The 24,192-nt window shown below is 63.2% G+C and carries 27 protein-coding genes; 4 read left to right on the top strand and 23 right to left on the bottom strand.

The genetic code is table 11. The features are described from left to right. Positions 1–273: 273 nt before the first annotated feature. Complete coding sequence (locus tag X566_RS23865; protein ID WP_051443921.1) at positions 274–720, bottom strand: hypothetical protein; 447 nt, start codon at positions 718–720, stop codon at positions 274–276. A 382-nt stretch (positions 721–1,102) separates the two neighbouring features. Next, positions 1,103–1,909: a response regulator gene (locus tag X566_RS06700; protein ID WP_034464637.1), complete on the bottom strand. Its 807-nt coding sequence runs from the start codon at positions 1,907–1,909 to the stop codon at positions 1,103–1,105. Positions 1,910–2,128: 219 nt separating this feature from the next. Between X566_RS06700 and X566_RS06695 the strand changes: the two genes are divergently transcribed. Both X566_RS06695 and X566_RS06690 read left to right on the top strand, forming a co-directional pair. Further along, on the top strand, positions 2,129–2,362 hold the full coding sequence (locus tag X566_RS06695; protein WP_034464634.1) for a NepR family anti-sigma factor: 234 nt from the start codon (positions 2,129–2,131) through the stop codon (positions 2,360–2,362). Next, complete coding sequence (locus X566_RS06690) at positions 2,362–2,910, top strand: sigma-70 family RNA polymerase sigma factor (protein ID WP_081740087.1); 549 nt, start codon at positions 2,362–2,364, stop codon at positions 2,908–2,910. Before X566_RS06695 ends, X566_RS06690 begins: the two co-directional genes overlap by 1 nt. 397 nt (positions 2,911–3,307) lie before the next feature. Here X566_RS06690 and X566_RS06685 read toward each other — a convergent pair whose 3' ends face one another. From X566_RS06685 to X566_RS06595, 19 genes are all read right to left on the bottom strand, one after another. Further along, a complete protein-coding gene (locus X566_RS06685) occupies positions 3,308–4,960 on the bottom strand; it encodes an HWE histidine kinase domain-containing protein (RefSeq protein WP_034464631.1) in 1,653 nt (550 codons plus the stop codon). Positions 4,961–5,235: 275 nt separating this feature from the next. Then, complete coding sequence (locus X566_RS06680) at positions 5,236–5,445, bottom strand: hypothetical protein (RefSeq protein WP_034464628.1); 210 nt, start codon at positions 5,443–5,445, stop codon at positions 5,236–5,238. An 84-nt stretch (positions 5,446–5,529) separates the two neighbouring features. Beyond that, the gene (gene ureG, locus X566_RS06675; protein WP_051443920.1) at positions 5,530–6,183 is read right to left on the bottom strand and encodes an urease accessory protein UreG; all 654 of its coding nucleotides are present in this window, start codon (positions 6,181–6,183) and stop codon (positions 5,530–5,532) included. Between the two features lie 13 nt (positions 6,184–6,196). Then, positions 6,197–6,946 carry an urease accessory protein UreF gene (locus tag X566_RS06670; protein ID WP_034464624.1) on the bottom strand — a complete coding sequence of 250 codons (750 nt, stop codon included), beginning with the start codon at positions 6,944–6,946 and terminating at the stop codon, positions 6,197–6,199. 6 nt (positions 6,947–6,952) lie between these two features. Next, on the bottom strand, positions 6,953–7,660 hold the full coding sequence (locus tag X566_RS24265; protein ID WP_081740086.1) for an urease accessory protein UreE: 708 nt from the start codon (positions 7,658–7,660) through the stop codon (positions 6,953–6,955). 11 nt (positions 7,661–7,671) lie between these two features. Continuing rightward, the gene (locus X566_RS06660) at positions 7,672–7,971 is read right to left on the bottom strand and encodes a putative quinol monooxygenase (RefSeq protein ID WP_034464619.1); all 300 of its coding nucleotides are present in this window, start codon (positions 7,969–7,971) and stop codon (positions 7,672–7,674) included. Positions 7,972–8,141: 170 nt separating this feature from the next. Further along, positions 8,142–9,338, bottom strand: a complete 1,197-nt coding sequence (locus X566_RS06655) for a glycosyltransferase family 4 protein (RefSeq protein ID WP_051443919.1) — start codon at positions 9,336–9,338, stop codon at positions 8,142–8,144. After that, a complete protein-coding gene (locus X566_RS06650) occupies positions 9,335–10,267 on the bottom strand; it encodes an NAD(P)-dependent oxidoreductase (RefSeq protein WP_034464617.1) in 933 nt (310 codons plus the stop codon). The genes X566_RS06655 and X566_RS06650 overlap by 4 nt, the downstream gene beginning before the upstream one ends. 65 nt (positions 10,268–10,332) lie before the next feature. Next, on the bottom strand, positions 10,333–12,045 hold the full coding sequence (gene ureC, locus X566_RS06645; protein WP_034464615.1) for an urease subunit alpha: 1,713 nt from the start codon (positions 12,043–12,045) through the stop codon (positions 10,333–10,335). A gap of 43 nt (positions 12,046–12,088) precedes the next feature. After that, entirely contained in the window at positions 12,089–12,394 is a 306-nt protein-coding gene (locus tag X566_RS06640) for an urease subunit beta (protein ID WP_034464613.1), read from the bottom strand. Positions 12,395–12,401: 7 nt separating this feature from the next. Further along, positions 12,402–12,971, bottom strand: a complete 570-nt coding sequence (locus X566_RS06635) for a HupE/UreJ family protein (protein ID WP_034464610.1) — start codon at positions 12,969–12,971, stop codon at positions 12,402–12,404. Positions 12,972–13,019: 48 nt separating this feature from the next. Further along, positions 13,020–13,322 carry an urease subunit gamma gene (locus tag X566_RS06630; RefSeq protein ID WP_034464607.1) on the bottom strand — a complete coding sequence of 101 codons (303 nt, stop codon included), beginning with the start codon at positions 13,320–13,322 and terminating at the stop codon, positions 13,020–13,022. A gap of 40 nt (positions 13,323–13,362) precedes the next feature. Next, positions 13,363–14,205: an urease accessory protein UreD gene (locus tag X566_RS06625; protein ID WP_034464605.1), complete on the bottom strand. Its 843-nt coding sequence runs from the start codon at positions 14,203–14,205 to the stop codon at positions 13,363–13,365. A gap of 96 nt (positions 14,206–14,301) precedes the next feature. Next, positions 14,302–14,997 (bottom strand): urea ABC transporter ATP-binding subunit UrtE, encoded by a 696-nt coding sequence (urtE, locus tag X566_RS06620; RefSeq protein ID WP_034464602.1) that lies wholly within the window; start codon positions 14,995–14,997, stop codon positions 14,302–14,304. Positions 14,998–15,140: 143 nt separating this feature from the next. Further along, the gene (urtD, locus tag X566_RS06615) at positions 15,141–15,893 is read right to left on the bottom strand and encodes an urea ABC transporter ATP-binding protein UrtD (RefSeq protein ID WP_034464600.1); all 753 of its coding nucleotides are present in this window, start codon (positions 15,891–15,893) and stop codon (positions 15,141–15,143) included. A gap of 5 nt (positions 15,894–15,898) precedes the next feature. Further along, the gene (gene urtC / locus X566_RS06610; RefSeq protein WP_051443918.1) at positions 15,899–17,056 is read right to left on the bottom strand and encodes an urea ABC transporter permease subunit UrtC; all 1,158 of its coding nucleotides are present in this window, start codon (positions 17,054–17,056) and stop codon (positions 15,899–15,901) included. Positions 17,057–17,222: 166 nt separating this feature from the next. Then, the gene (gene urtB, locus X566_RS06605) at positions 17,223–18,794 is read right to left on the bottom strand and encodes an urea ABC transporter permease subunit UrtB (protein WP_034468104.1); all 1,572 of its coding nucleotides are present in this window, start codon (positions 18,792–18,794) and stop codon (positions 17,223–17,225) included. Between the two features lie 149 nt (positions 18,795–18,943). Continuing rightward, a complete protein-coding gene (urtA, locus tag X566_RS06600; RefSeq protein WP_034464598.1) occupies positions 18,944–20,263 on the bottom strand; it encodes an urea ABC transporter substrate-binding protein in 1,320 nt (439 codons plus the stop codon). Between the two features lie 258 nt (positions 20,264–20,521). Then, on the bottom strand, positions 20,522–20,761 hold the full coding sequence (locus X566_RS06595) for a hypothetical protein (RefSeq protein WP_034464594.1): 240 nt from the start codon (positions 20,759–20,761) through the stop codon (positions 20,522–20,524). 315 nt (positions 20,762–21,076) lie between these two features. Between X566_RS06595 and X566_RS06590 the strand changes: the two genes are divergently transcribed. Both X566_RS06590 and infA read left to right on the top strand, forming a co-directional pair. Continuing rightward, positions 21,077–22,603, top strand: a complete 1,527-nt coding sequence (locus X566_RS06590; RefSeq protein ID WP_051443917.1) for a DEAD/DEAH box helicase — start codon at positions 21,077–21,079, stop codon at positions 22,601–22,603. 25 nt (positions 22,604–22,628) lie between these two features. After that, positions 22,629–22,913 (top strand): translation initiation factor IF-1, encoded by a 285-nt coding sequence (infA, locus tag X566_RS06585; RefSeq protein WP_034464591.1) that lies wholly within the window; start codon positions 22,629–22,631, stop codon positions 22,911–22,913. A gap of 104 nt (positions 22,914–23,017) precedes the next feature. Here the strand turns inward: infA and X566_RS06580 are convergent, their stop codons facing one another. Then, on the bottom strand, positions 23,018–23,530 hold the full coding sequence (locus X566_RS06580) for a TadE/TadG family type IV pilus assembly protein (protein WP_051443916.1): 513 nt from the start codon (positions 23,528–23,530) through the stop codon (positions 23,018–23,020). 52 nt (positions 23,531–23,582) lie between these two features. Then, positions 23,583–24,107, bottom strand: a complete 525-nt coding sequence (locus tag X566_RS06575) for a TadE/TadG family type IV pilus assembly protein (RefSeq protein ID WP_152539811.1) — start codon at positions 24,105–24,107, stop codon at positions 23,583–23,585. Positions 24,108–24,192: the final 85 nt, after the last annotated feature.

Raw genomic sequence — 24,192 nt, 5'->3', positions numbered from 1 at the left:
TCTTGGCTATCGCCATCGCGGCAACAAGCGTGACCCAAGTCTCGCGACCTCAAGCATGATCCGGAAAAGTGTGAAGCGGTTTTCCGAAAAGATCATGCTCAAATAATGAGCTAAAGCGCGAGACGATTCGTCCAAATCTCCTCGCGCTTTAGAGCGTTTTCAGACGAAAGCCTGTCCCGGACTCGATCCGGATGGAATCAGTTCGCGTCAAGAAAATGCGTCGAAACAAGTGCGTCGAGACTTTGGTTCTGATTCGATCAGAACCAAAGCTCTCTAGGTCACGCATCGGCCTGGTTGGAGGTGCTTCGCAACCTCGGTCAGCGCGCTGACCACGCCCTCGCAAGCGACGATGCGGCGGGGTGGCTTCTCTCCAGAGAGAAAGCGGCTGCCGGCGGACGGGGTGGGCGGGTTCGCCGCTCCCGCTCCAGCGGTTTCTCCAACCCTTATGGCGATGGTGGTCGCGGGAAGGTTGGGAAGCTGAAACGTGATCGTGCGCTCGTTACCCGAACCAACGGTAGCGATCTGGCTGCGGTCGGCTTTCTCCGTCCGATTGATGTTTGAGACGGCGAGCGTGGTGCCGCTCTGGATACGAGCATCGTCGGGAGAGAGGGTATCGAGATTGCGGCCGGCGGCGTCTTCGAAGTGAAGGCCGCCGAATACGGCTATTGCTGCTGTCGCGGCCACCAGGCCGGTGAGATGGTACGCAGAACGGTATGTCATTGACGCCTCGGCGATTGAGCGATCGCTCGTACGTGAACCCTGTTGCGAACTAAACGTCGTCCAGGGCCCGCCGGTTCCCGGAGGCCCGACCGGCGCGCAAAGGCGGCAAGAAAATATTTTGTGATCGGAGGTGGGATTTGCAGGAACGAATTCGCGGCTGGCGCGTCGTCCTGACAGCCGGCTATTCCCCCTGCCCCTAGTTAGCCGGCAATTATGGGGCGCAGTCGTGGTGATGCCGGCTGCGCCCTCGTTTTTGTCTTGAGCCCTGCTGGGCCACGAGCTTCTTCTGACTCAACGCAAACGCTTAGTTCGCTGGACGGCACCGAGGTCATGACGCGCAGGAGGGCGCCGGGTTTTTTCCGGCGCCCTACTGGCGAGATCGTTACGAAGCCGCGACGCGCGGCGGACGGCTCCGGGAATTGCGCTTGAAGAACAGCGCCTGGCTGGCAACGGCGGAGACCATCGCCGGCTGGAACGGCTTGGAGATCAGGAACGCGGGCTCCGGGCGTTCGCCGGTCAGGAAGCGCTCCGGATAGGCGGTAATGAACACCACCGGCACTTCGAATTCACGCAGCATTTCGTTGACGGCATCAAGACCCGAGCTGCCATCCGCGAGCTGAATGTCCGCCAGGATCAGGCCCGGCGTCTTCTTGCGCGCGATCTCGACGGCATCGCTGTGGGTGCGCGCGACTCCGATCACGTTGTGACCGAGATTCTTGACGAGGCTTTCCAGGTCCATCGCGATGAACGTCTCATCCTCGATGATAAGGACGTCGGTCGCGATTTCCGCCGCAAGCTCGCGGCCGGCGGCCTCGGAATACTGCCGCACGTCCTTCGGGTCGCAATCGAGAATGAAAGCGACTTCCTCCTCGGAGAAGCCTTCCAGCGAGAACAGCAGGAAGACTTGTCGCGGCAGCGGCGTGATATTGGAAAGCCGCTGCTCGGGGCGCGCGTGCAGTGGCACGACGTCGACATTCTCGTTGATGGAGACGGAGTTCCAGATTTTGGTGAACATGCGGAACAATCCGGGACGCATGCCTTTACTCTCATCGAGCAGGTTCGGATCCTGCAGCAGAGCTTCCAGCATGGCGGCCACGTAAGCGTCCCCAGACGCTTGGCTGCCGGTCAGGGCGCGAGCGTAGCGCCGCAGCAGCGGCAGTTGTTCGGCAACCAGTTGAGATCGAGACATTCCGCCTCCGTAGAATTGTCAATTGGCGGGGCGGAGAGTTCCGCTCCCGCGGCGCTCTAATCTACGCACATCCTTGTCAAAAGTTCCCAAAAAGTCCGGAACTTTTACCGTTCGAACGAGTTAGGCACCTAATCGAACGGCGGCAAGGGCTTCTAAAGTCTAGAAAAAACGCCCCGGGAGCACAGAAACTATTCTCGAGGTCATTTACGGATCGGGGTCATGAAAGAATTAAAACCTCTAGGAGTGCCGCAAGACGCCGCTGGAAACTCGACACGGGACAAGCGTCCTGGTGGCTTGAACAGCGAAATCCAAGCGCGGATCGGTCATCAATTGCGCGCGATGTATGATGACGTCGTGCGTCAGGGCGTGCCGGAGCGGTTCGCCGAACTCATCCGGAAACTCGATGATCCCAGTGCCGAAACGCCCGCAACAAAAGCGGAGGGGTCTGACTAATGCCTCTCACTGACACTCTGCGTGACGACATCCTGGCGGCAGTTCCCAATCTGCGCGCCTTCGCAATCTCGCTCAGCGGCAACGCCGATCGGGCAGATGACCTGGTGCAGGAGACGCTGTTGCGCGCGATCGCCAACATCGACTCGTTCCAGCCCGGGTCGAATCTGCCGGCATGGCTGTTTACGATTCTTCGCAACCTGTTCCGCTCCGACTATCGCAAGCGTCGGCGCGAGGTCGAGGATGCGGATGGCAGCTATGCCAACACGCTGAAGACCCAGCCGGGTCAGAACGTGCATATCGAGTTTCAGGAGTTCCGCGAGGCGCTCGACAAGCTTCCGCAGGATCAACGCGAGGCGCTGATTCTGGTCGGCGCGTCCGGCTTCTCCTACGAAGATGCCGCGGCGATCTGCGGCTGTGCGGTCGGCACGATCAAGAGCCGTGTGAATCGCGCCCGCTCGAAGCTCAGCAATCTTCTTTATGTGGATGGGGCTGATGACTTCGGTCCGGACAACACGGTCCGCGCGGTGATCGGCGGCAGCAGCGGCTAAAGCACGATCCGGAAAAGTGTGAAGCAGTCTTCCGAAACGGTCATGCTTACACAATGAGCTAAAGCGCGAAGACGATTCATCCAAATCTCATCGCGCTTTGGCGCATTTGCCGGTTCTGATGAATCAGGACCGGCAAATGCTTTCCGTGCATGGCTACTACTGTCCGTGCATGGCTACGTTCCTTGCTTTGCGCGACCGGTCTCGCTTCGCGCGAAAGCTCTCGTCACGTAAAGGCCTCGTCACATAAGACCTGGCACAAACGCGTCCCCTCATCCGTCTGTCGCGATCGAGCAGACTCCGCCCATCGGCGTGTGGCTCGCGCTTGCGTGAGGGCTGGGAGAGGGGTGATTTGTGTTCCGACAGTGCGGTGAATTCCGCGCTGGCGTGCCGGCTGGTCTTACTTGCGCGGCAGCAGTCCCGACAGGCGGCCGGTGCGATCCATCTCGGTCTTGTCGACCACGGTGCGCATCGGGGCGGAGATTTCGAAGACGTAGCTGGTTTCGGTGAAGTAGCGGCGTGACGTGCCGCCAAGCGCTTCCGGCGCGACACGGTCGAGCAGGATCGCGCCGAAATCGTTGTCTTCGTGCCGCGTTTCGGCAGTGACGTTGAACTCCTCCCACTTCATCGCGAACAGTTCGTTCGGTCCCTTGCCGGTGACCTGCCACTTCACGGCGACTTCGACGCCTGCCCGGTCGCGGGCGCTTGCGGCGGCCTGCGAGGCGAGCTCGAAGAAAAGCAGGCAGAGGCTTTGCGCAGCGCGCGAGCTGACGATGATGTCGGGCCCCGTCGCTGCGATCCGTTCGGCATAAGGGATCGCCCGCGAGGTCAGCAGGCTCTTCAGGTGTACGCCCTGCCAGTGGGTATCGCTCAGCAGCGAGACCACATGCGACATCGCATGGATGCGGCCGATCAAGAGCTCGCGGGCCGTATCGACATCCGCGCCAGGCCGCATCGTCCTGGTGACGATGGATTGGATCACCGCCAGGATGTTCTTCACCCGATGGTTCAGCTCGGCGATGACGGCCCCGAGCCGGGCTTCGAAGCTGATGCGTGCTTCGATCTCACGACTCAGGCGCAGGTTGTTGTAGGCGACATATCCAAACAGGCCGCAGAGAATACTCGTGAGGGCGACGCCGACGATCATCACGATCGCTGCGAGGGATTGAGCCCGCACCGTCGGATCCACCTTCGCATAGTAGGACAGAACGAAGTCGCGGCCGCCGAACGTCACGCCTTGAGATACGGCGGCGCTGGCGCGTTCGGGAGCGATCTGAGAGGGGCCGACATGGCTGCGGCTGTCTGCGGTGAACTCCTTCAGATCGTCGCGGGGATCGCGCAAAGCCACCGTGAACGGGGATGGCTCATCATTGCCCAGCATCAGCGGGCCCAGCAGATAGGAGAAGGTGATGAAGCCGATCGGTACCCCGCTGCCGTCGGCAAAGACCGGAGCGGCGAGAACCACGCCGGTATTCTCATCCGAGCGCGGGAGAGTTGCGGGCTCCGACGCGGCTGGCGCGCGGCGTGCGAGCGCCGCCGACAGGATCGGTCCGAACGTCGGTGCCCGATCGAGGACCCGCCCCGGCAGGGCGATAGTCTCGGGTGTGCGCGGATCGATGTCCATCAGCACGTTGAGAGCGCCGGATGGAGGCGGCGAAGGAAGCGGGGAATCGTCCACCTGCCGTACGGTAGGTCGCGAATACCCCGATTCTGCGAGGATTTGTTCCGCCTTCGGAATTTCGCCGGCACCGATATGAGCGATCCAGGTGGCGAGGACGAAATCGGTTCGGAAGGCGTAGATCGAAGCCCGCAGCGGCTCCAGCGCGTTGATATGCAGCGCCTGGTTCGATCGGATCAGTCCGACGGCGACCCGCGCCAGCAACTCGCGCTCGGCGAGACGTTCTTGAACGAGGCGGGCATGAGATTCGATACCGCGCGCGAGGGCGGCCTGCTCGATCGCGATCTCCTGTTCGTAGACGCGGAGAGCAACCAGCCCCGACACCAGCAGGCCGATCAGGGCAACAAGGGCAACGATGAATCCCAGCCGAACCAAGCGACGACTCTAAACACAACGAAGCTGTGGGGAGTTATTTCCGGAGAGATGCGAATTGCACGATTGGTTTACGACAATCCACCTCACGCGGAATAATGACAACACGATCATCGCTGCACAAGTCTCGCCCGGAGCTGCAGACCGTCAGCCGCAAGCAGGTTGAAATTCGGCTAAGTCAACGCGTTATCAGCATTTTGGTTCCATGGCTGCGGTGGCTTGCGTGCAGGCGGACGGAAACGATGCTGAATTAACCTTAAGAGCAGCAAGACGAAGGATTAGCGCCCAAGCAACGGCGCGACGGCGCTGTCGTCGCCAGAGGGGCGTGGTGAGGGTGCGGATTGAGCCTTTGTTTGCGTGGTTTGCATGTTGTCGGCCAAAAGAGGTTGCTGCCCGTCGCTCGGTCGGACGATCAGACCCAGTCCGGCCACCAGCATCACCACTCCCACCAAGATCAGGCTCAGAAAGGCGCTGCCATAATCCTTCATGCGGAATCTCCGGCTAGCTAACCCGGGGATTCCGGCGATGTTCCTGAAAATACGAGAAAAATATGAAAAGAGGCGTCCGGATTGCTAACGCAGGCCGCCTTTGGTCTCGATGAAACGCATGATCTGGTCGAGCCCTTCGCCGGTCTTGAGATTGCTCATGACGAAGGGCCGCTCGCCGCGCATGCGCAGCGTGTCGGTGCGCATCTTGTCGAGCGAAGCGCCGACATGCGGCGCGAGATCGATCTTGTTGATCACCAGCAGGTCCGAGCGCGTGATGCCCGGTCCGCCTTTGGACGGGATCTTGTCGCCCGCGGCAACGTCGATGACGTAGATCGTCAGGTCGGCCAGCTCCGGCGAGAAGGTTGCAGCCAGGTTGTCGCCACCGGACTCGATCAGTACGAGGTCGAGCGTCGGAAACTTGGCGCGCATGTCGGCGACCGCCGCCAGGTTCATGGAGGCGTCCTCACGGATCGCGGTGTGCGGACAGCCGCCGGTCTCGACGCCAGCAATGCGGTCGGCGGTGAGCGAACCGGCGCGCACGAGGTATTCCGCGTCCCATTTGGTGTAGATGTCGTTTGTGATCGCCGCGATGTCGTAGCTCTCGCGCAAGCTCTTGCAGAGCAGGTCCATCAGTGCGGTCTTGCCGGATCCGACCGGCCCGCCGATGCCGACGCGCAACGGCCCATGCGGGCTTGGCGTCCGCGAGCGGGACGGTGAGGTTGCGGTTGTCGTTCCCATCGGGCTCTCGTCTCTATGATCTGAACAGTCTCGTATACTGGGCTTCGTGGCGCATGCTCGCAAGATCGGCGCGAAACGTCGCGCTGCCGAGGTCGTCGAGTGTCGCCGTCAGCGCTCGCTCCGCGGTTGCTGCCACCGTCGGCTCCAGTGCCGCCAACACGCGTTGGCTGTGGGTCTGGCCGAGTGGGACCAGCCGCACGCCCGCGGAGATCCAGTTGGAAACCTGCGCATGCAGAAAGGCCTGCAGCGTCCAGTCGAGCCGGATGCTATGGCCCGCGCTGACGACGCCGACGGCCGCCGGGTAGGCGATCGGACCGTCCCAACTCTGCCTCAGCCGGGCCAGGCTCTCGCAGGGCCAAGCAGCCTCGGTGATATCAGCGAAGGCACGTCCCTGGGCGGTCGTTTCCAGATGCCGCTCCCGCGACGGAGCAAGGGCCGCGGCCAGCTCGGCGACATCGGCCAGCAGGCGGTCGTCGCGAGCGGATGCCGCCCGCCAGGCATGGCTGAGGAGAACGCCGTCGCAGAAGCCCGCGCCGTCGGCCAGCATCGCAGCCAGCCACTGCCGGAGGGTGTCCGCGTCGGCGATGTCGCCTGTCTCGACCGCCCATTCGATGCCGCTCGAATACGAGAAGGCGCCGACGGGGAACGCGGGGGACAGCCAGGTCATCAGGCGGAACAGGGCCGCGTGGTCGGCCTGCCTGTCGTCGCCGGAGACGGTGGCGGCCTCGATCTCGGGAGCAGACGCGCCTTTGCGACGGCTCATGGCAGATCAGGCTTTGTGCCCATGGGTGTGAGAATGGCCATGATGATGGGCATGATCATGGTGGTGGTCGGGATGATCGCACGCCTCGCCAGGCGCATGATGATGGTGATGCCCCTGGCCGTGACCGTGCGTGTGAGGGCCATGATCATGCTTGTGATCATCACCATGATGATCATGGTGGTCATCGCCATGGTGCGCATGATGATGCCCGTGACCGTGCTTGTGGTCGTGGTGATGACCATGACTGTGGGCATGATCGTTGTGCGCGAGTTCAGAAGGGGATGCCATGAGATAGGCTCCGCCTTCAGGATCGAACGGTGCTTCGATCTCCATGACGCGCGCGCCAAGCCCGCGCACCATCTCCTCGATCACATGATCGCGGCGGATGCGGAGCGCTTTCGGCAGAAGCTGGGTCGGCAGGTGACGATTGCCGAGATGCCAGGCAACGCGCACCAGATCGGCTGCATCTTTGCCACGAATTTCGACCAGCGGTTCCGGAGCGGCGACCACCTCGATCAGGCGGCCGTCCTCCAGCACCAGGGCGTCGCCGCTGCGCAGAGCGATCACGTCCGGCAGATCGAGCAGGAATTCCAGCCCACGCGTGCCGGCCATGGTCATGCGCCGCCGATGCCGGTCGTCGAATTCGAGCACGACCGTATCGGCGGGAGTGTCGCGCCACGTCTTTGCGGCTTTGACGGAAGTGGCGCGCAGCATGATTGTGCCTCTTAACGCTTGATGACGTCGGCGGGGTTGATGATTTCGATTTGGGTCGGGGATGCCTTGAATGGCGCCGACAGGTCACGCCACACCTTCATGTGCGGCGCGCGGCTATGCGCGTCCAGCGCTTCGCGCGATTCCCAGCGCTCCACAACCACAAACAGGTTGGGATTGTTCACGCTGACATGGCTGTCGTAATAGATGCAGCCCGCTTCCTTCTGAGTTGCGGCGACGCAATCCTTCGCGCCTTTGATGTAGGCGTCACGGTGCTCGGGCTTTACCTCAGTGGTGGCGACGACGTAGATCATTCAGGTCTCCCGGATGTTCTTGTTGCAAGCTTGTTGTTGAACCGGCGCACAGTAGAGCATGACGTCAGAGCTGGAAATCGGTTTTCCGGGCATGCGGATGGGCAGGATTGCGACGGTCGTCTCGCTTACGGCCATGCCTTGGTAACGATGATGCATTGTCACGTACAGGCTCATGGTTTCGGTGCGGACAATCCCGCCTCCGCCGCCTGCGCGGCGCGTCGCCAGTCCTCGTCATTGCCTCCGGCCTCGATCAGGTTGCAGGCATGTTCGATGCCGGAATAGAGCCTGGGATTGGCGCAGTAAGTGATTGCATGGCGTGACCAGGTCTCCCGCGGGGCGTTCGCAGCATGGGTGAGGGCGGTTTCGAACACCCGTTGCTCGAATGGCACCGGAACAACGAGGCCCGCATTGGCGGCGTCCACATGGGGAGCAAAGCCGCAATTCGCCGTGGTCACGACCGGCAGGCCATTGGCCATCGCTTCCAGGATCACGGTAGCAGTGACGTCGAGCCGCGCCGGATGCACGAGGAAATCCGCGGCGGCGAATGCGGCCTTGAGCTGTGTATCCGAGGCCATGCCGACGACGCGGATGCGGCTCCCGGAGCCCGCGCGCTCGGCCGCCGCCAGCAGGGAAGCGGTTTTGCGGTTGGTCCGGTCGGTGCCGCAGATGAGGAGCATCGCCTCCGGATGCTTGGCCAAGGCCTCCAGCGTCCGGTCGAGGCCCTTCACCATCGGCTGCAAGCCGATCCAAAGCCAGACGACGGCGCGTTCCGGCAGATCGAAGTGATGGCGTGCGGCGGCCCGCTTGGCCGCATCGGTCGGCTCGGTGGCGCGATGTGCGGGATCGATGGTTGGCGGCAGCACCACCGTCCGGTCGGCCTGGGTGCCGTGGGCGCGGACGTAGGCAGCGAGCTGCGGCGCAGAGAGGGTGATGATCTTGGTTTTCGACGACGGGTCGAAGCAGGCGCGTTCGAGTCGGGTCAGCGTGCGATAGCGCGGCAGCAGCGGCGCCCATTTCGGATGGTCGCGATCGAGGTAGCACCAGTCGGCGCAGAACAACACGTCGAGGCCCGGCAGCCGCTGGAAGCCGATCCGCAGCTCCGCATCTGTCCCGACCTCCGCAAATCGTTGGCCGAACGCGTCCATCGATCCATGATTGGTTCGTCCGTCGTTCGGCAGCAATGATAGCTTGACGCCTGTGGGCGCGCTGTCGGTGCCTTGCGTGGTGTACAGCGTGACGTCGTGGCCGCGCTCCGCCAGGACACCGGCGATGCGTAACGCATGCCGTTCGAGACCGCCTGCCGGCTGCAGGCGGAAAATGCCGAGCGCCAATCGCAGCGCTCGTTGTTTGGCGCGGTCGCTCGTCATGACTGCTCGCGGGCGATCATGGCGCTATCCCACATGGCGCGCAGGGTCGTATCGAGATCGGGCGAGGGCGTGAACCCCAGCAGGTGCTGGCCCTTGTCGGGATCGCCGATGGAGATCGAAGGCTGGCCGGCCGCAGCATGCTGGCTGTCGATCTCGAAGATCACCTTGGCGCCGCCGAGTGCGGCCATCCGGGTCAGCAGCCAGTCGAGCGTGCGGCCCTGGCCGGTGCAGACATTGATGATCTCGCCGGACAGCTCACGCGCGACGGTCCTTTCGATCGCCGTCATCAGATCATCCACCGCCACAAAATCGCGGACGGCATCGCGAACCCCCATCGTTACGAGATAGGCGCCGTCGCGCATCCGTGGCTCCCGGATCTGACGCAGGAACGAGGCGGCGGCCAGCGTCGCCGATATCCCGGGGCCGATCACGTTGAACGGACGCAGCACCGTCGCGCGCAGGCGGCCCGAGCGGGTGCGCGCCAAGGCTTCGTCGGTGATCATCAGCTTGGTTTGGCCGTAAACGGTTCCAGGGCGGCATTCGGCTGTTTCTGCAACGCGCGTGTTCCCGGTCTCGCCATATTCGGCGGCACTGCCGAACAGGATGATGCGGGTATCGGGAGCCGCCGCACCAAGAACGTCGAACAGTGCTTGCGTCATGCGCAGGTTGTTCCACTCGTTCTCGTCGGTCCGGCCGCGGCCTCCCGCAGCATGGATCACGACCGCAGGCTGGGTGCGGCGGATCAGATCGGCGATCTGAGCAGAATCGTCGAGGTCGGCCTGTACGCGGATGGACTCTGGGGCTGCCGTCGCGGGCTCCTGTGGCCGTCGTGAGACCGCCACCAGCCTGTGGCTGCCGTGCACAGCCAGATGCCGGACGACGTGCGCGCCGATGAACCCGTCTGCGCCGGTAACGAGGATCGTGGTCATACCGCTCCAAAGTGCAACGCCATCAGCGACTTGGCTGTCCCCGGCAGCAGATGGCTCAGGCTGCTTTAGAACAGAAAGTAGCGCTGCGCCATGGGCAGGACTTCGGCGGGCGGGCAGGTAAGCAACTCGCCATCGGCGCGGACCTCGTAGGTCTCCGGATCGACCTCGATCTTGGGCGTCGCATCGTTGTGGATCATGCTCTTCTTGGAGATGCCACCGCGGGTGTTCTTGACCGCGTAGAGGTCCTTCTCGAGGCCGAGCTTGCGCTTTAGGCCGCTCGCAACGGCGGCCTTCGAGGTGAACACGACCGAGGAGGCGGTGCGCGCGCGGCCAAGCGTTCCGAACATCGGCCGGTAATGCACCGGTTGCGGCGTCGGGATCGATGCGTTCGGATCGCCCATGGGAGCCGCGACGATCGTGCCGCCCTTGACGACGCAGTCGGGCTTCACGCCGAAGAAGGCGGGCGACCACAGCACGAGGTCGGCGAGCTTGCCCTTCTCCACCGAGCCGATCAGCTTTGAGACGCCGTGGGCGATCGCCGGATTGATCGTGTACTTGGCGATGTAGCGCTTGACGCGGAAGTTGTCGTTGCCGGCCTTGTCCTGAGGCAGTGCGCCGCGCTGTTTCTTCATCTTGTCGGCGGTCTGCCAGGTGCGGATGATCACCTCGCCGAGCCGGCCCATCGCCTGGCTGTCGGACGACATCATCGACAGCGCGCCGAGATCGTGCAGGATGTCCTCGGCGGCAATGGTTTCCTTTCGGATGCGGCTTTCGGCGAAGGCGAGATCTTCGGCGATCGACGGATCGAGATGGTGGCACACCATCAGCATGTCGAGATGCTCGTCGATGGTGTTCCTGGTGAAGGGGCGTGTCGGGTTGGTCGATGACGGCAGCACGTTCTTCAGGCTTGCCACCTTGATGATGTCCGGCGCGTGGCCGCCGCCCGCGCCCTCCGTATGGAAAGCGTGAATGGTGCGGCCCTTGAAAGCCTTCACGGTGTCTTCGACGAAGCCGGATTCGTTCAGCGTGTCGGTGTGGATCATCACCTGGATATCGTGATCATCGGCGACGCTGAGGCAGGTGTCGATCGCGGCGGGCGTGGTGCCCCAGTCTTCATGCAGCTTGAGCGCGCAGGCGCCGGCCTTGATCATCTCGATCAGCGCCGCGGGCCGAGACGCATTGCCCTTGCCGGAGATGCCGAGATTGACGGGAAAGGCATCGAACGACTGGATCATCCGGCCGATGTGCCATGGACCGGGTGTGCAGGTGGTCGCGAACGTGCCATGCGAGGGGCCGGTGCCGCCGCCGAGCAGCGAGGTGACGCCCGACATCAGCGCATGCTCGATCTGCTGTGGACAGATCAAGTGGATGTGGCTGTCGAAGCCGCCGGCGGTGAGGATCTTGCCTTCGCCAGCGATGACGTCGGTGCCGGGGCCGACGACGATGGTCACCTTCGGCTGGATGTCGGGATTGCCGGCCTTGCCGATTGCGTGGACCTTGCCGTCCTTGATGCCGACGTCGGCTTTGACGATGCCCCAGGTGTCGACGATCAGCGCATTGGTGATGACGGTATCGACCGCGCCCTGGCGGTTGGTGATCTGGCTTTGGCCCATGCCGTCGCGGATCACTTTTCCGCCGCCGAACTTCACCTCTTCGCCATAGACGGTGAAGTCCTTCTCCACCTCGATGATCAGGTCGGTGTCGGCGAGCCGCACACGGTCGCCGGTGGTGGGGCCGAACATATCGGCATAGACGCTGCGTGACATCCTCGCGCTCATGCCGCGGGCCCCATCGTTGCGAAATTTGGAAGAGCGGCGCGCGTCACAACTTTCCCATGACGTCGCCGCGGAAGCCGTAGATCATGCGCTTGCCGGCGATGGCGACCAGCGTCACCTCGCGGGTTTGCCCCGGCTCGAAGCGGACGGCGGTGCCGGCGGCAATGTTCAGCCGCATGCCGCGCGCCTTCTTGCGATCGAACTTCAGTGCCGGATTGGTTTCGAAGAAATGGTAGTGCGAGCCGACTTGGATGGGACGGTCGCCGGTGTTGGCGACCGTCAGCGTGGCCGTCCGGCGGCCCTCGTTCAGAACGATGTCGCCGTCCTTGATGAAGAGCTCGCCGGGAATCATGGCTATCTCATACGGCGCCGAAGGCGAGACCGACGCCGATCAGTGCGCACGCTGCACCGGCGACGCGAACCACCGGCTGCAGGTGCGCCGAGCGCAGGCCGAGTACCGCGCCGATGCCGACGAGATGCAGCGCCGTGGTGCTGAGCGTGAAGCCTGCCATGTATTCGAGGCCCCCATGGTTGGCCGCTTCGATGCCGTGGGCATGGCCGTGGAACAATGCGGCGATGCCGACGATGGCGGCGCCGAGCGCCACCGGTAGGTCGATCGCGAACGCCACCAGCAGGCCGAGCACGACCACCGAGGCGAGGATCGCCGGTTCGACCAGCGGCAGTTGCACCTGCGCCATACCGAGTGCACCGCCGACCAGCATCACGCCGATGAACGACAAGGGCCAGATCCAGAGCGCGCGACCGCCCTTCAATGCGGCCAGCAGACCGACCGCGATCATGACGGTCATATGGTCGAGGCCGGATAGCGGGTGTTGCAGACCTGCCATGAAGCTGGTCGTCTCACCATGGCCGGGGTGCGCGAAGGCTGCCGTCGGCAGCAGCGTCAGCACGAGAGCCAGTCTCAGCATGAAAGAATCTCCTGTTTCAGTCTTGTTCTTGCTTGCGGCGAGGCGAGCTTAGCGGATCGGGTCGTGCACGGTCACGAGTTTTGTGCCGTCCGGAAAGGTCGCCTCGACCTGGATGTCATGGATCATCTCGGGAATGCCGTCCATCACCTGCGCGCGGGTCAGAACCTGCGCGCCAGCCTGCATCAGGTCGGCGACGCTGCGTCCGTCGCGTGCGCCTTCGAGGATGAAGTCGGAGATCAAAGCGATCGCCTCAGGGTGATTGAGTTTGACACCGCGATCGAGTCGGCGCCTGGCCACCATGGCGGCCATGGAGATGAGCAGCTTGTCCTTTTCGCGGGGGGTCAGATTCATCGGTCGGTCCAGTTCGCCAGCCCTGTCGGTTTCATCTGCCTCAGCTCAACCAGAGTCTTGGCAGAGCCTTCGCATCGATATGCGCCAGCACGGTCACCACGTCGGCTCGCAGCGCCGCCGCATCCTTAGCGCAAAAGCGGGCGAGCGCAAAACCGTTCCACGCCGAAACGCCGACTTCGCCTGCAAAGGTTGGCGATGCCGTTCGTATGCGCTCCACGATGGCCTCGGTGCCCGGCACGATCAGCACGGTGGCGATGGCATTGCCGCCGTCGGCGATCGCCCGTTGCGCGAGCCTGTCACCGACGGCTCCGTCGAGCTGCAGCGTCTCCGCGAAGATCAGCCGGCCATCGCGGCGAACCCGCCAGCGGTCGGTATAGGCGCCGCGTGTCACTCGTTCGTTCATGGCGGCGCGGCCGAAAACAACGATCTCGGCCAGCAGCAGCGATGCGTTGTCAGCGAGATCGATATCAAAGCGCCGCGCGAGTTTGGCCCGGTCGAACAGGATCGTCTCCTGCGGCAACCAGGCAAGGTGGGCTTCGGCTTGCACCCGCAGCTTCACATCGATGGCCGCCGCATCGCCCTCGGAGCGATAGATCTTTTCCGCCGCTGCGGTAGTGAGGGTGACGGCGGTGCCTTCACCGGCTTCGATGGCGACGGAAAACCGGTCGCCGCCGGCGACGCCGCCGGCGGTGTTGACCAGGACCGACGACAGCGCATGCGTCTCCGGCGAGGGAAAGCGCACGCGCAGCGAGCCTTGTTCGCGCACGTCACGGCGTCGGGTGATGCCGTTGACCAGCGCGGTGTCGAACGCCACCGTGCCCACGGCACGGTTGGCGGCGAAGACATCGATTGCATTCGGTCGGTTGCCTGATGCCTGCTTCATCGCTCCTCTCGCATCGAATGACGATGGCATGAGCCGCGTCGCTTCGCCAATCCCGCCCAAGTTCGCTGGGGCGTCATGGTCTGGGATGCGGTATCCTTAAAGCGCCATGGCGCGGCTGATCGCGCTCGGATCCAGATCCGCGCGGTCGCAGGTGAAGGTCACCGCGCCACGGTCCATCACCGCGAACTTGTCGCCGAGTTCGCAGGCAAAGTCGAGATATTGCTCCACAAGCACGATGGCGATGTTGCCGAGGCTGCGCAGATAGGCGATGGCGCGTCCGATGTCCTTGATGATCGACGGCTGAATGCCTTCGGTGGGTTCGTCGAGCAGCAGCAGCTTGGGGCGCATCACCAGGGCGCGTCCGATCGCGAGCTGCTGCTGCTGGCCGCCCGAGAGGTCGCCGCCACGCCGACCGAGCATCGATTGCAGCACTGGAAACAGCGAGAAGACGTCGTCCGGAATGCTACGGTCGTTGCGCTTGAGCGGCGCGAAGCCGGTGCGCAGGTTCTCCTCGACCGTCAGCAGCGGGAAGATTTCGCGGCCCTGCGGCACGAAGCCGATGCCGCGCCGCGCCCGTTCGTAGGGCTTGAGCGCGCTGATGTCCTGGCCGTCGAATGCGATGGTGCCGCCGGAAATCGGCTGCTGACCGACCAGCGCGCGCAGGAGGCTGGTCTTGCCGACGCCGTTGCGGCCGAGGACGCAGGTCACCTGGCCGGGTTCGGCGGTGAGGGATACGCCGCGCAGCGCTTGCGCTGCTCCATAAGAGAGGCTGATGTTGGTGACGTCGAGCATAAATCCACCTTTCGTTCGCCTCACCCTTCGAGACGGCCCTGCCGGCCTCTCAGAGTGAGGTGAACTCTTCCTCAGTTGTGAAAGTCATCCTCAAGGTGAGGAGCGCGATCAGCGTCTCGAACCATGAGGCCCTGTCTTGCGTTTCATCGTCCCAGATACACTTCGATGACGCGTTCGTTCGACGACACCTGATCGATCGAACCTTCGGCCAGCACCGAGCCCTCGTGCAGACACGTCACCTTCACGCCGAGCTCGCGCACGAACGTCATGTCGTGTTCGACCACGATCACGCTCTTGTCCCTGTTGATCTCTTTCAAGAGCTCGGCGGTCTGATGGGTTTCCACGTCGGTCATGCCGGCGACCGGTTCGTCCACCAGCAGCAGCTTCGGATCCTGGGCCAGCAGCATGCCGATCTCGAGCCACTGCTTCTGGCCGTGCGACAGGCTGCCGGCGAGACGATCGCGTGCATCCTTCAGGCGGATGGTCTCGAGCACGCGCTCGATCCGCTCGGTCTCCGCCCTGCTCTCGCGCCAGAACAACGTTTTGCGCACGCGATGATCGACATTCAAGGCGAGCAGCAGGTTGTCCTCGACGCTCTGGCTCTCGAACACGGTCGGCTTCTGGAACTTCCGGCCGATGCCGAGCTCGGCGATCTGCGTTTCGTCCAACCGGGTGAGGTCGACGGTGCCGTCGAAGAACACCTCGCCGTCGTCGGGGCGGGTCTTGCCGGTAATGATGTCCATCATCGTCGTCTTACCGGCACCGTTCGGGCCGATGATGGCGCGCATCTCGCCAGGCTCGATCGCAAGCGACAGGTTCTTGATGGCTCGGAAGCCGTCGAAAGCGACATGCACACCGTTGAGATAGAGCAGGGCGCTGGTGGTGCGTTCGGTCATGAGGCTCACTCCGCCGGATGGGTTTGCGCCGACGTGGCGTCGGGCCCGCGCCTGAGCGGAATGTGCTGGGCGCGCCATGGTGCCCACCACTGCTGCAGCGTGCCGATGATGCCGCGCGGCATCAGCAGCGTCACCAGCACGAACAGCGCCCCGAGCATGAACAGCCAATAAGGGGCGAGCACGCCAGAGGTGAACACGGTCTTGGCGTAGTTGACGAGCACCGCGCCGAGCACCGCGCCGGTGAGTGTGCCACGGCCGCCGACCGCCACCCAGATGACGGCCTCGATCGAGTTGGCCGGCGCGAACTCGCTCGGATTGATGATGCCCACTTGCGGCACATACAGCGCGCCCGCGACACCGGCCATGCAGGCTGACAGCGTGAATACGAACAGCTTATAGGATTCGACGCGGTAGCCGAGAAAGCGTGTGCGTGGTTCCGCATCGCGGATCGCGATCAGTACCTTGCCGAGCTTGGAGGTGACGATCGTGCGACAGATGACGAAGCCTGCGATCAGCGCCAGGGCGCTCAGCATGAACAGCGCCGCGCGGGTGCCTTGCGCCTGCACGCTGAAGCCGAGGATGTCCTTGAAATCAGTCAGGCCGTTGTTGCCGCCGAAGCCGAAGTCGTTGCGAAAGAAGGCGAGCAGCAGCGCATAGGTCATCGCCTGGGTGATGATCGACAGATACACGCCGGTGACGCGCGAGCGGAAGGCGAGCCAGCCGAAGGCGAAGGCGAGCAGACCCGGTACGGCAAGAATCATCAGCGCGGCAAACCAGAAGTGGTCGAAGCCATGCCAGTACCAGGGCAGCTCCTTCCAGTTCAGGAACACCATGAAGTCGGGCAAGGTCGGGTTGCCGTAAACGCCTCGGTTACCGATCTGCCGCATCAGGTACATGCCCATCGCATAGCCGCCGAGTGCGAAAAAGGCGCCGTGGCCGAGCGAAAGGATGCCGCAATAGCCCCAGATCAGGTCGATCGAGAGCGCCAGCAGCGCATAGCAGAGATACTTGCCGAACAGCGCCACGATATAGGTCGGGACGTGGAAGGCGGACGTCGGCGGGACCAGCAGGTTGAGTAGCGGAACGACGATGCCGATGGCGGCGACGACCAAGAGGAAGATCGTGGCGCTGCGGTCAAGCGAGCGGATCAGGATATGGGTCATGCTGCGCAGGCCTTGCTGATTGTTCGCATCCTTCGAGACGCGGCCGGAGGCCGCTCCTCAGGATGAGGGCCTCGCTTGTGGGAATGGCTCGTATTCCTCATGGTGAGGAGCGCTACGGAGCGGCGCGTCTCGGACCATGAGGCCATCAGGCGCGGCTGTGGGTTCATCATGCTTCCACCGCCCGTCCCTTGAGTGCGAACAGGCCGCGTGGCCGCTTCTGGATGAACAGGATGATCAGCACCAGGATCGCGATCTTGCCGAGGACGGCGCCTGCGATCGGCTCCAGGAATTTGTTGGCGATGCCGAGGGTGAAGGCGCCGACCAGCGTGCCCCACAGATTGCCGACGCCGCCGAACACCACCACCATGAAGCTGTCGATGATGTAGCTCTGGCCGAGGTTGGGGCTGACGTTGTCGATCTGCGACAGCGCCACGCCGGCGATCCCGGCGATGCCCGAGCCGAGGCCGAAGGTGAGCGCATCGACGCGGGAGGTGGCGATGCCCATCGAGGCTGCCATGCGCCGATTCTGCGTCACCGCGCGCATCTCCAGCCCAAGGCTGGTGTAGCGCAGCATCAACAGCAGGATCGCGAACACCGCCAGCGTGAAGGCGACGATCCAGAGGCGGTTGTAGGTGATGGTGATCTGGCCGAGTTCGAATGCGCCGCTCATCCACGAAGGGTTGCCCACCTCGCGGTTGGTCGGGCCGAACGCGGTGCGCACCGCCTGTTGCAGGATCAGCGAGATGCCCCAGGTGGCCAGCAGCGTTTCCAGCGGGCGCCCGTAAAGGAAGCGAATGATGCCGCGCTCCATGGCGACGCCGATCGCGCCTGCCACCAGGAAGGCGAGCGGCACGGCGATCAGCAGCGAGTAGTCGAACAGGCCGGGATAGGAGGAGCGGATGATGTCCTGCACGACAAAGGTGGTGTAGGCGCCGATCATCACCATCTCGCCATGCGCCATGTTGATGACGCCCATCACGCCGAAGGTGATGGCAAGGCCGATGGCGGCGAGCAGCAGCACGGAGCCGAGCGAAATGCCGTACCAGGCGTTCTGCGCCGCCGACCACATCGCAAGCGAACTCTGGATTGACGAGATCGCCGACTGCGCGGTTTGCGCCACCAGCTTGGAGGGATCGTTGGCGACGCTGGTCAGCAGGGCCAGCGCGTCCTGATCACCGCGATCGCGAATGGTGGCGATGGCTTCGATGCGGCTCGCCTCGGGCGCATCGGCCTTGGCGAGCAGGATTGCCGCGCGGGCTTCGGTGAAGGCGCGCTTGACGTTGGCGTTGGTTTCCTTCGGCAGCGCGCCCTCGATGGTCGCGAGCGCATTGGCGTCACGCGACTTGAACACGGACTGGGCCGCCTGCAGCCGCCGTGCCGGATCGGCGGACAGCAGCGTCAAGCCGCCGAGCGCGGCCTCCACGCTGCGGCGCAGGCGATTGTTGAGGCGAACGGCGCTGAGACTGGCAGGCACCGAGGCGACTGCTGCGCCGGTGATAGCGTCGACGATCCTGTCGTCGCGCTCCTTGATGTAGGCTTTCTTGGTGGCCGGATCTGCGAGCAGCCGGCCTTCCTGCAGCGCCGTGATGATCGGGAGTGCGCGGGCATCGCCGCTTGCGGCAATGGCGCTGACGGCGGATTCAGTGTCGGAGAAGGAGTCGCTGGCGAATTTCGCGGTTGCATCCTCGAGAGGGCTTGCGGATGCGGGAGCGATGAGGGCACCGGCAAGCAGGCACATGATGGCCGCCGCGCAAGCGCGTCGAAAGATCTGATGAAACACGTGAACCACCCCGGCAGAGGTTACTTTTGGAGAAGGGCGGCGGATGCCGCCACCCTTCATTGCTCGTGAACAAGCTCGCGAAGGAGGAGGGATGCTTTCGGTCTCTCCTATGATCCCTGGCCGCCGCACTTGTTGGTCTTGGTGTTCCAGTTGCCGCACTTCTTTCCGACCCAGTCGCCGACCAGATCCTTCGAGCCTTCCAGCTCCTTTGACCATGCATCGCCGGCCACCAGACCCGGCGTCTTCCACACCACGTCGAACTGGCCGTCCGGCTTGATCTCGCCGATGAACACCGGCTTGGTGATGTGGTGGTTCGGCAGCATCTCGGATTCGCCGCCGGTCAGGTTCTTGGCCTTGATGCCCGGCAATGCGTCGATCACCTTGTCAGGATCGGTGGACTTCACCTTCTCGACCGCCTTTACCCACATGTCGAAGCCGATCACATGCGCCTCCATCGGATCGTTGGTGACGCGCTTCGGGTTCTTGGTGAAGGCCTGCCATTTCTTGATGAACTCCTCGTTCGCCGGGTCCTTGATCGACTGGAAGTAATTCCAGGCGGCGAGGTGGCCGACCAATGGCTTGGTGTCGATGCCAGCCAGCTCTTCTTCGCCGACCGAGAAGGCGACGACCGGAATGTCGGTGGCCTTGATACCCTGGTTGCCGAGCTCCTTGTAGAACGGCACGTTGGCGTCGCCATTGATGGTGGAGACCACGGCCGTCTTCTTGCCTGCCGAGCCGAACTTCTTGATGTCGGCGACGATCGTCTGCCAATCGGAGTGGCCGAACGGCGTGTAGTTGATCATGATGTCGTCCTGCTTGACGCCCTTGGACTTCAAGTAGGCTTCCAGGATCTTGTTCGTGGTGCGCGGATAGACGTAGTCGGTGCCGGCGAGCACCCAGCGTTCCACCTTCTCTTCCTTCATCAGGTAATCGACCGCCGGGATCGCTTGCTGGTTCGGCGCAGCGCCGGTGTAGAACACGTTGCGCTCGGATTCCTCACCCTCGTATTGCACGGGGTAGAACAGGATCGAGTTCAGCTCCTTGAACACCGGCAGCACCGACTTGCGCGAGACCGAGGTCCAGCAGCCGAACACGACCGCGACCTTGTCCTTGGTGATCAGCTCGCGGGCCTTCTCGGCAAACAGCGGCCAGTTCGAAGCCGGGTCGACCACCACCGCCTCGAGCTTCTTGCCCAGCACGCCACCCTTCTTGTTCTGCTCGTCGATCAGAAACAGGATGGTGTCCTTCAGCGTGGTTTCGCTGATCGCCATGGTGCCCGACAGTGAATGCAGGACGCCGACCTTGATCGTGTCCTGGGCGTGTGCGGCGTTGCCGAACGCCAGGCCGAGCGCGAGGCCCGCGGCGGTCGCCAGCATCCTGCGGCGGCCGAGCGGCCGGGCAAGGGCTGTGGTCAATTGAGTCAACATGCGATGGTCTCTCCCTGACGCAGACTGAAAGTCGCTGCGAAACGGCCCCGCGGCCGCTAGCGTCAAAGGAATCGCAAGAACTGTGCCATCGTTGTGCACTGGAATAACTTATTGATTTTGCTGCACAAATTAACGCAATACCGCTTCGTGGCAGGATTTGTCTGCTCATACCGTGAGCAATGCGGCTGCGGTGGAAACGAGCTTTCTGATCAAAAAATAGGCAAAATTCTGAGTTTGTATAATTTTAGTGCAGGAGCGCTAGCGGGCATCCTTCCAAGGGTCTTTGTCCTGTTTCGCGTCGGGAATGCTCTTGAGGGCGTTCTTGTAGGCGTCTTCTCGTTCCTTGCTCGCTTTCTGAGTATTTTCGGTCTTGTCCGCGTTTGCCGCCCGCCGTTGACCCCGTCCACCACCACCAAAAGCATCGGCCGGGGCGGCCATCAGCGCCGACAGGGCCAGGACGGCGCACAAGGAGACCGCTTTCGAGATCGCTTTTGCCATGGAGGCCTCTGTGGATTGCCAAGAGCGTGGATGGTCCGCCGGCACAATGTCCGGATTGGGACGGTTCCAATTTTTCGCGTCATTCGCCTTGAAAGGAACGCATCCGTGGCGCATATGATGGTTCGACCGCGATTTGATCCGGTCGCCGTGGGCTGCGTGTTCTGATCCGTTGATGCCGTCATCTGGCTCCGCTGGTGTCTGGCCCGCCTTTTAGCTAACAAGCAGATGCTCCAAACACGCGAGCATCATCGATGCTTCGCTCGCGCCGGCCGCAAACCGCGACGGCGCCCGTGTTGACTCATAGAAAGAACCCTTTTGACTTCCTTTTCGGATTTCGGCCTTGCCGATCCCATTTCTCTGGCCCTTCGGGAAGAGAACTACGTCACTCCAACACCCATCCAGGCTCAAACCATTCCGATCGCGCTGACCGGACGCGATGTCGTCGGCATCGCCCAGACCGGCACGGGCAAGACGGCCTCGTTCGCGCTGCCGATCCTGCATCGGCTGATCCATCCGCGGAAGCAGACCGCACCGAAGAGCTGCCGCGTGCTGGTGCTCTCGCCGACGCGCGAACTGTCGGGCCAGATCCTCGACAGCTTCCAGGCTTACGGACGCCATCTCCGCCTGAATTCGACGCTCGCCATCGGCGGCGTGCCGATGGGCCGCCAGGTTCGTGCGGTGATGCCCGGCGTCGATATCCTGGTGGCGACACCGGGGCGCCTGCTCGATCTCGTGCGCGGCAATGCGTTGAAGCTCAACCAGGTGGAATTCCTGGTGCTCGACGAAGCTGACCGCATGCTCGATATGGGTTTCATCAACGACATCCGTAAAATCGTCGCCAAGCTGCCGGTCGAGCGGCAGACGCTGTTCTTCTCGGCAACGATGCCGAAGGCGATTGCCGAACTCGCCCAGGATATGCTGCGCGATCCGGCGCGCGTTGCCGTGACACCGGTGTCCTCGACCGCCGAGCGCGTCGCTCAGCGGATCATCCAGGTCGATCGGGGCGCCAAGCCGACGCTGCTGGCGAAGCTCCTGAAGGCCGAGCCGGTGGATCGCGCGCTGGTGTTCACCCGCACCAAGCATGGTGCCGACAAGGTGGTGAAGAGCCTCGCCAAGGTGGACATCGCGGCACAGGCGATCCACGGCAACAAGTCGCAGAACCATCGCGAGCGGACGCTTGCGGCATTCCGCTCGGGCGAAATCCGGACCCTGGTGGCGACTGATATCGCCGCCCGCGGCATCGATGTCGACGGCGTCAGCCATGTGGTGAACTTCGACCTGCCGAACGTGCCGGAAACCTACGTCCATCGCATCGGCCGCACCGCGCGCGCCGGCGCCGACGGCGTCGCGATCTCGCTGGTCGATGCCGACGAGATGGCCTACCTGCGCGATATCGAACGGCTGATCAAGCAATCGCTGCCGCGCGAGGATCAGCGCACCGGCGACACCCGCACCCATGCGGAGCGTACCGGCGATACCCGCGATCATCGCGGGCGGCGGGCGCAGCAGGGCCGGCCGCAGACGGTGCATGGTCAAGAGGCCAATGGTCCTGTGAGCTACGGTCGTTCCGGCAACGGTCCGGCAGCCGGAGGGCGCCCCAACGGCCAGCCTGCGGGTCATCATTCCGCCAATGGCAATGGCCCGACAGGCGCCAAGGGTCGTCGTCGCCGCCGCAAGCCCGTGCAACGCCCTCATGCCGAGGCGGCTGCGGTCGTCCAGAGCGGAATGGGCGGCATCGCCTTCATGACGCGGGACAGCCGTCCTGCGCGGCCGCAGGAGCAGCGGCAGTCACCCAAATCGGTGCAGGGACGTCATCGCGACTCCCGGCGTCCGCAGCGTTAAAGTACAAATCGATTCGGAGACAACGATGGCCAAGGAAGAACTGATCCAATTCGAAGGACTCGTTACCGAGATCCTTCCTGATGCCCGCTACCGTGTCCAGCTCGATGCTGGGCACGAGATCGTCGCCTATACGGCCGGCAAGATGAAGAAGAACCGCATCAAGACGCTGGCCGGCGATCGGGTGACGGTCGAGATGTCGCCTTACGATCTCGAGAAGGGGCGGTTGATCTTCCGCCACAAGGATGAGCGGAGCTCCGCACCGCGCCCGCCGGGGCCGCCGCGGGGCAATCAGCAGTTCCGCCGCCGCTGAGCGGCTGCTCCGTCCGGGCTGGAGAAGAGGTTCGGCGTCTGGGTGCTTGCAACGAGAAACGCGATCCGGTGATCCGGATCGCGTTTTTTATGGCGATTAATCGCTCAGCATGAATTCCAACAGACGGTGGTCGACTGGCGTGGTCGGGCAAAGAACTGGTCCGACAGCTTCAGCGGTCCAGTCACGACGTAAGCCACCGGGGGCGTGTAGTCATAGGCGATCTCGCTCCAGATCAACTGCGAGTTCGGCATGGCGAGCGCAGTTGGAAGCGTCACGGTGGAGCCGACAGTGCGGGCCGTGTCGTTGGAGGCCTGGCTCCAGCCTACCTTCGCAACCCCGTTGGCATCGATGTTGATCGCGGACACCTTGATGCGAAGCGGCGTCGTCGAATAGGGCGTCATGATCGCCGATGCGGCATTGAAGATGTTGGTCATGTCCGCGTCGTTGATCACCATCGACTGCGCGACCAGATCTGATAGCGAGCGCGCCGTCTGCACGACCTTGCGGTCGATCGAGACCGCGGTTGAGACTTCCGCCGTGCCGAAGACGAGCGTCAGCATGAGCGGCGCGATGATCGCGAATTCGACGGCGGCTGCGCCGCGATCGTCGCGGGCCATCCGAGGCAACGGTGAAGCCCGGAAACGCCAGAGGAGTGCTCTTGAGATCATCTTAGAACGGTCCGGGCTCGTTGCGGAACGCCGCGGTCGCGACGAGAAGACGTTTGGTGTTTCCATCGACATCGCCGAGGCTGAAGCCGAGCCCGGTCACAAACAGCGGCCAACGATAGGTGGCGCGCACGACAACGATGTTGCCGGCGCTGCCTGGTTCGAAGCGCGACTGCTGGATGTAGTTGCCGGATGAATCGACAGGACGATTGACATCGACCGCCGCGAATGTCGGGTAACTTTTGACGTCGATATCGACGGCGTCGCAATTGAACAACGTTGCGACACGCTGGCACATGTCACTTTTGAACTGTGCCGCGCTCTTGCCCGCCATCTGAACCTGCCCCGTCATGATCTGCCGGGCGGAGTCCTGGACCGCAGTTTCCAGAGCCTGGTTCGCGAAGAACGCCAATGCAATCTCAAAGATCGCAAACAGCGTCATCAGGAATGGAATTCCGATCAGTGCGAACTGAACGGCGGCGGAGCCGTCGCGATCTTTGCGGATGCGTCGCAGCGCACACGCAAGCATAAGGGTCGGGGAGACGCGGGAGCGCACTGGGCAGGTCCTGAAGGCAGGAGAACGTTACCGCCCACAGTACATGGGAGACATTGTT

It is taken from the genome of Afipia sp. P52-10 (assembly GCF_000516555.1).
GTDB lineage: Bacteria > Pseudomonadota > Alphaproteobacteria > Rhizobiales > Xanthobacteraceae > P52-10.
Note: the sequence above shows the minus strand (reverse complement) of the source record. Positions and strands in the feature narration are given on the sequence as shown.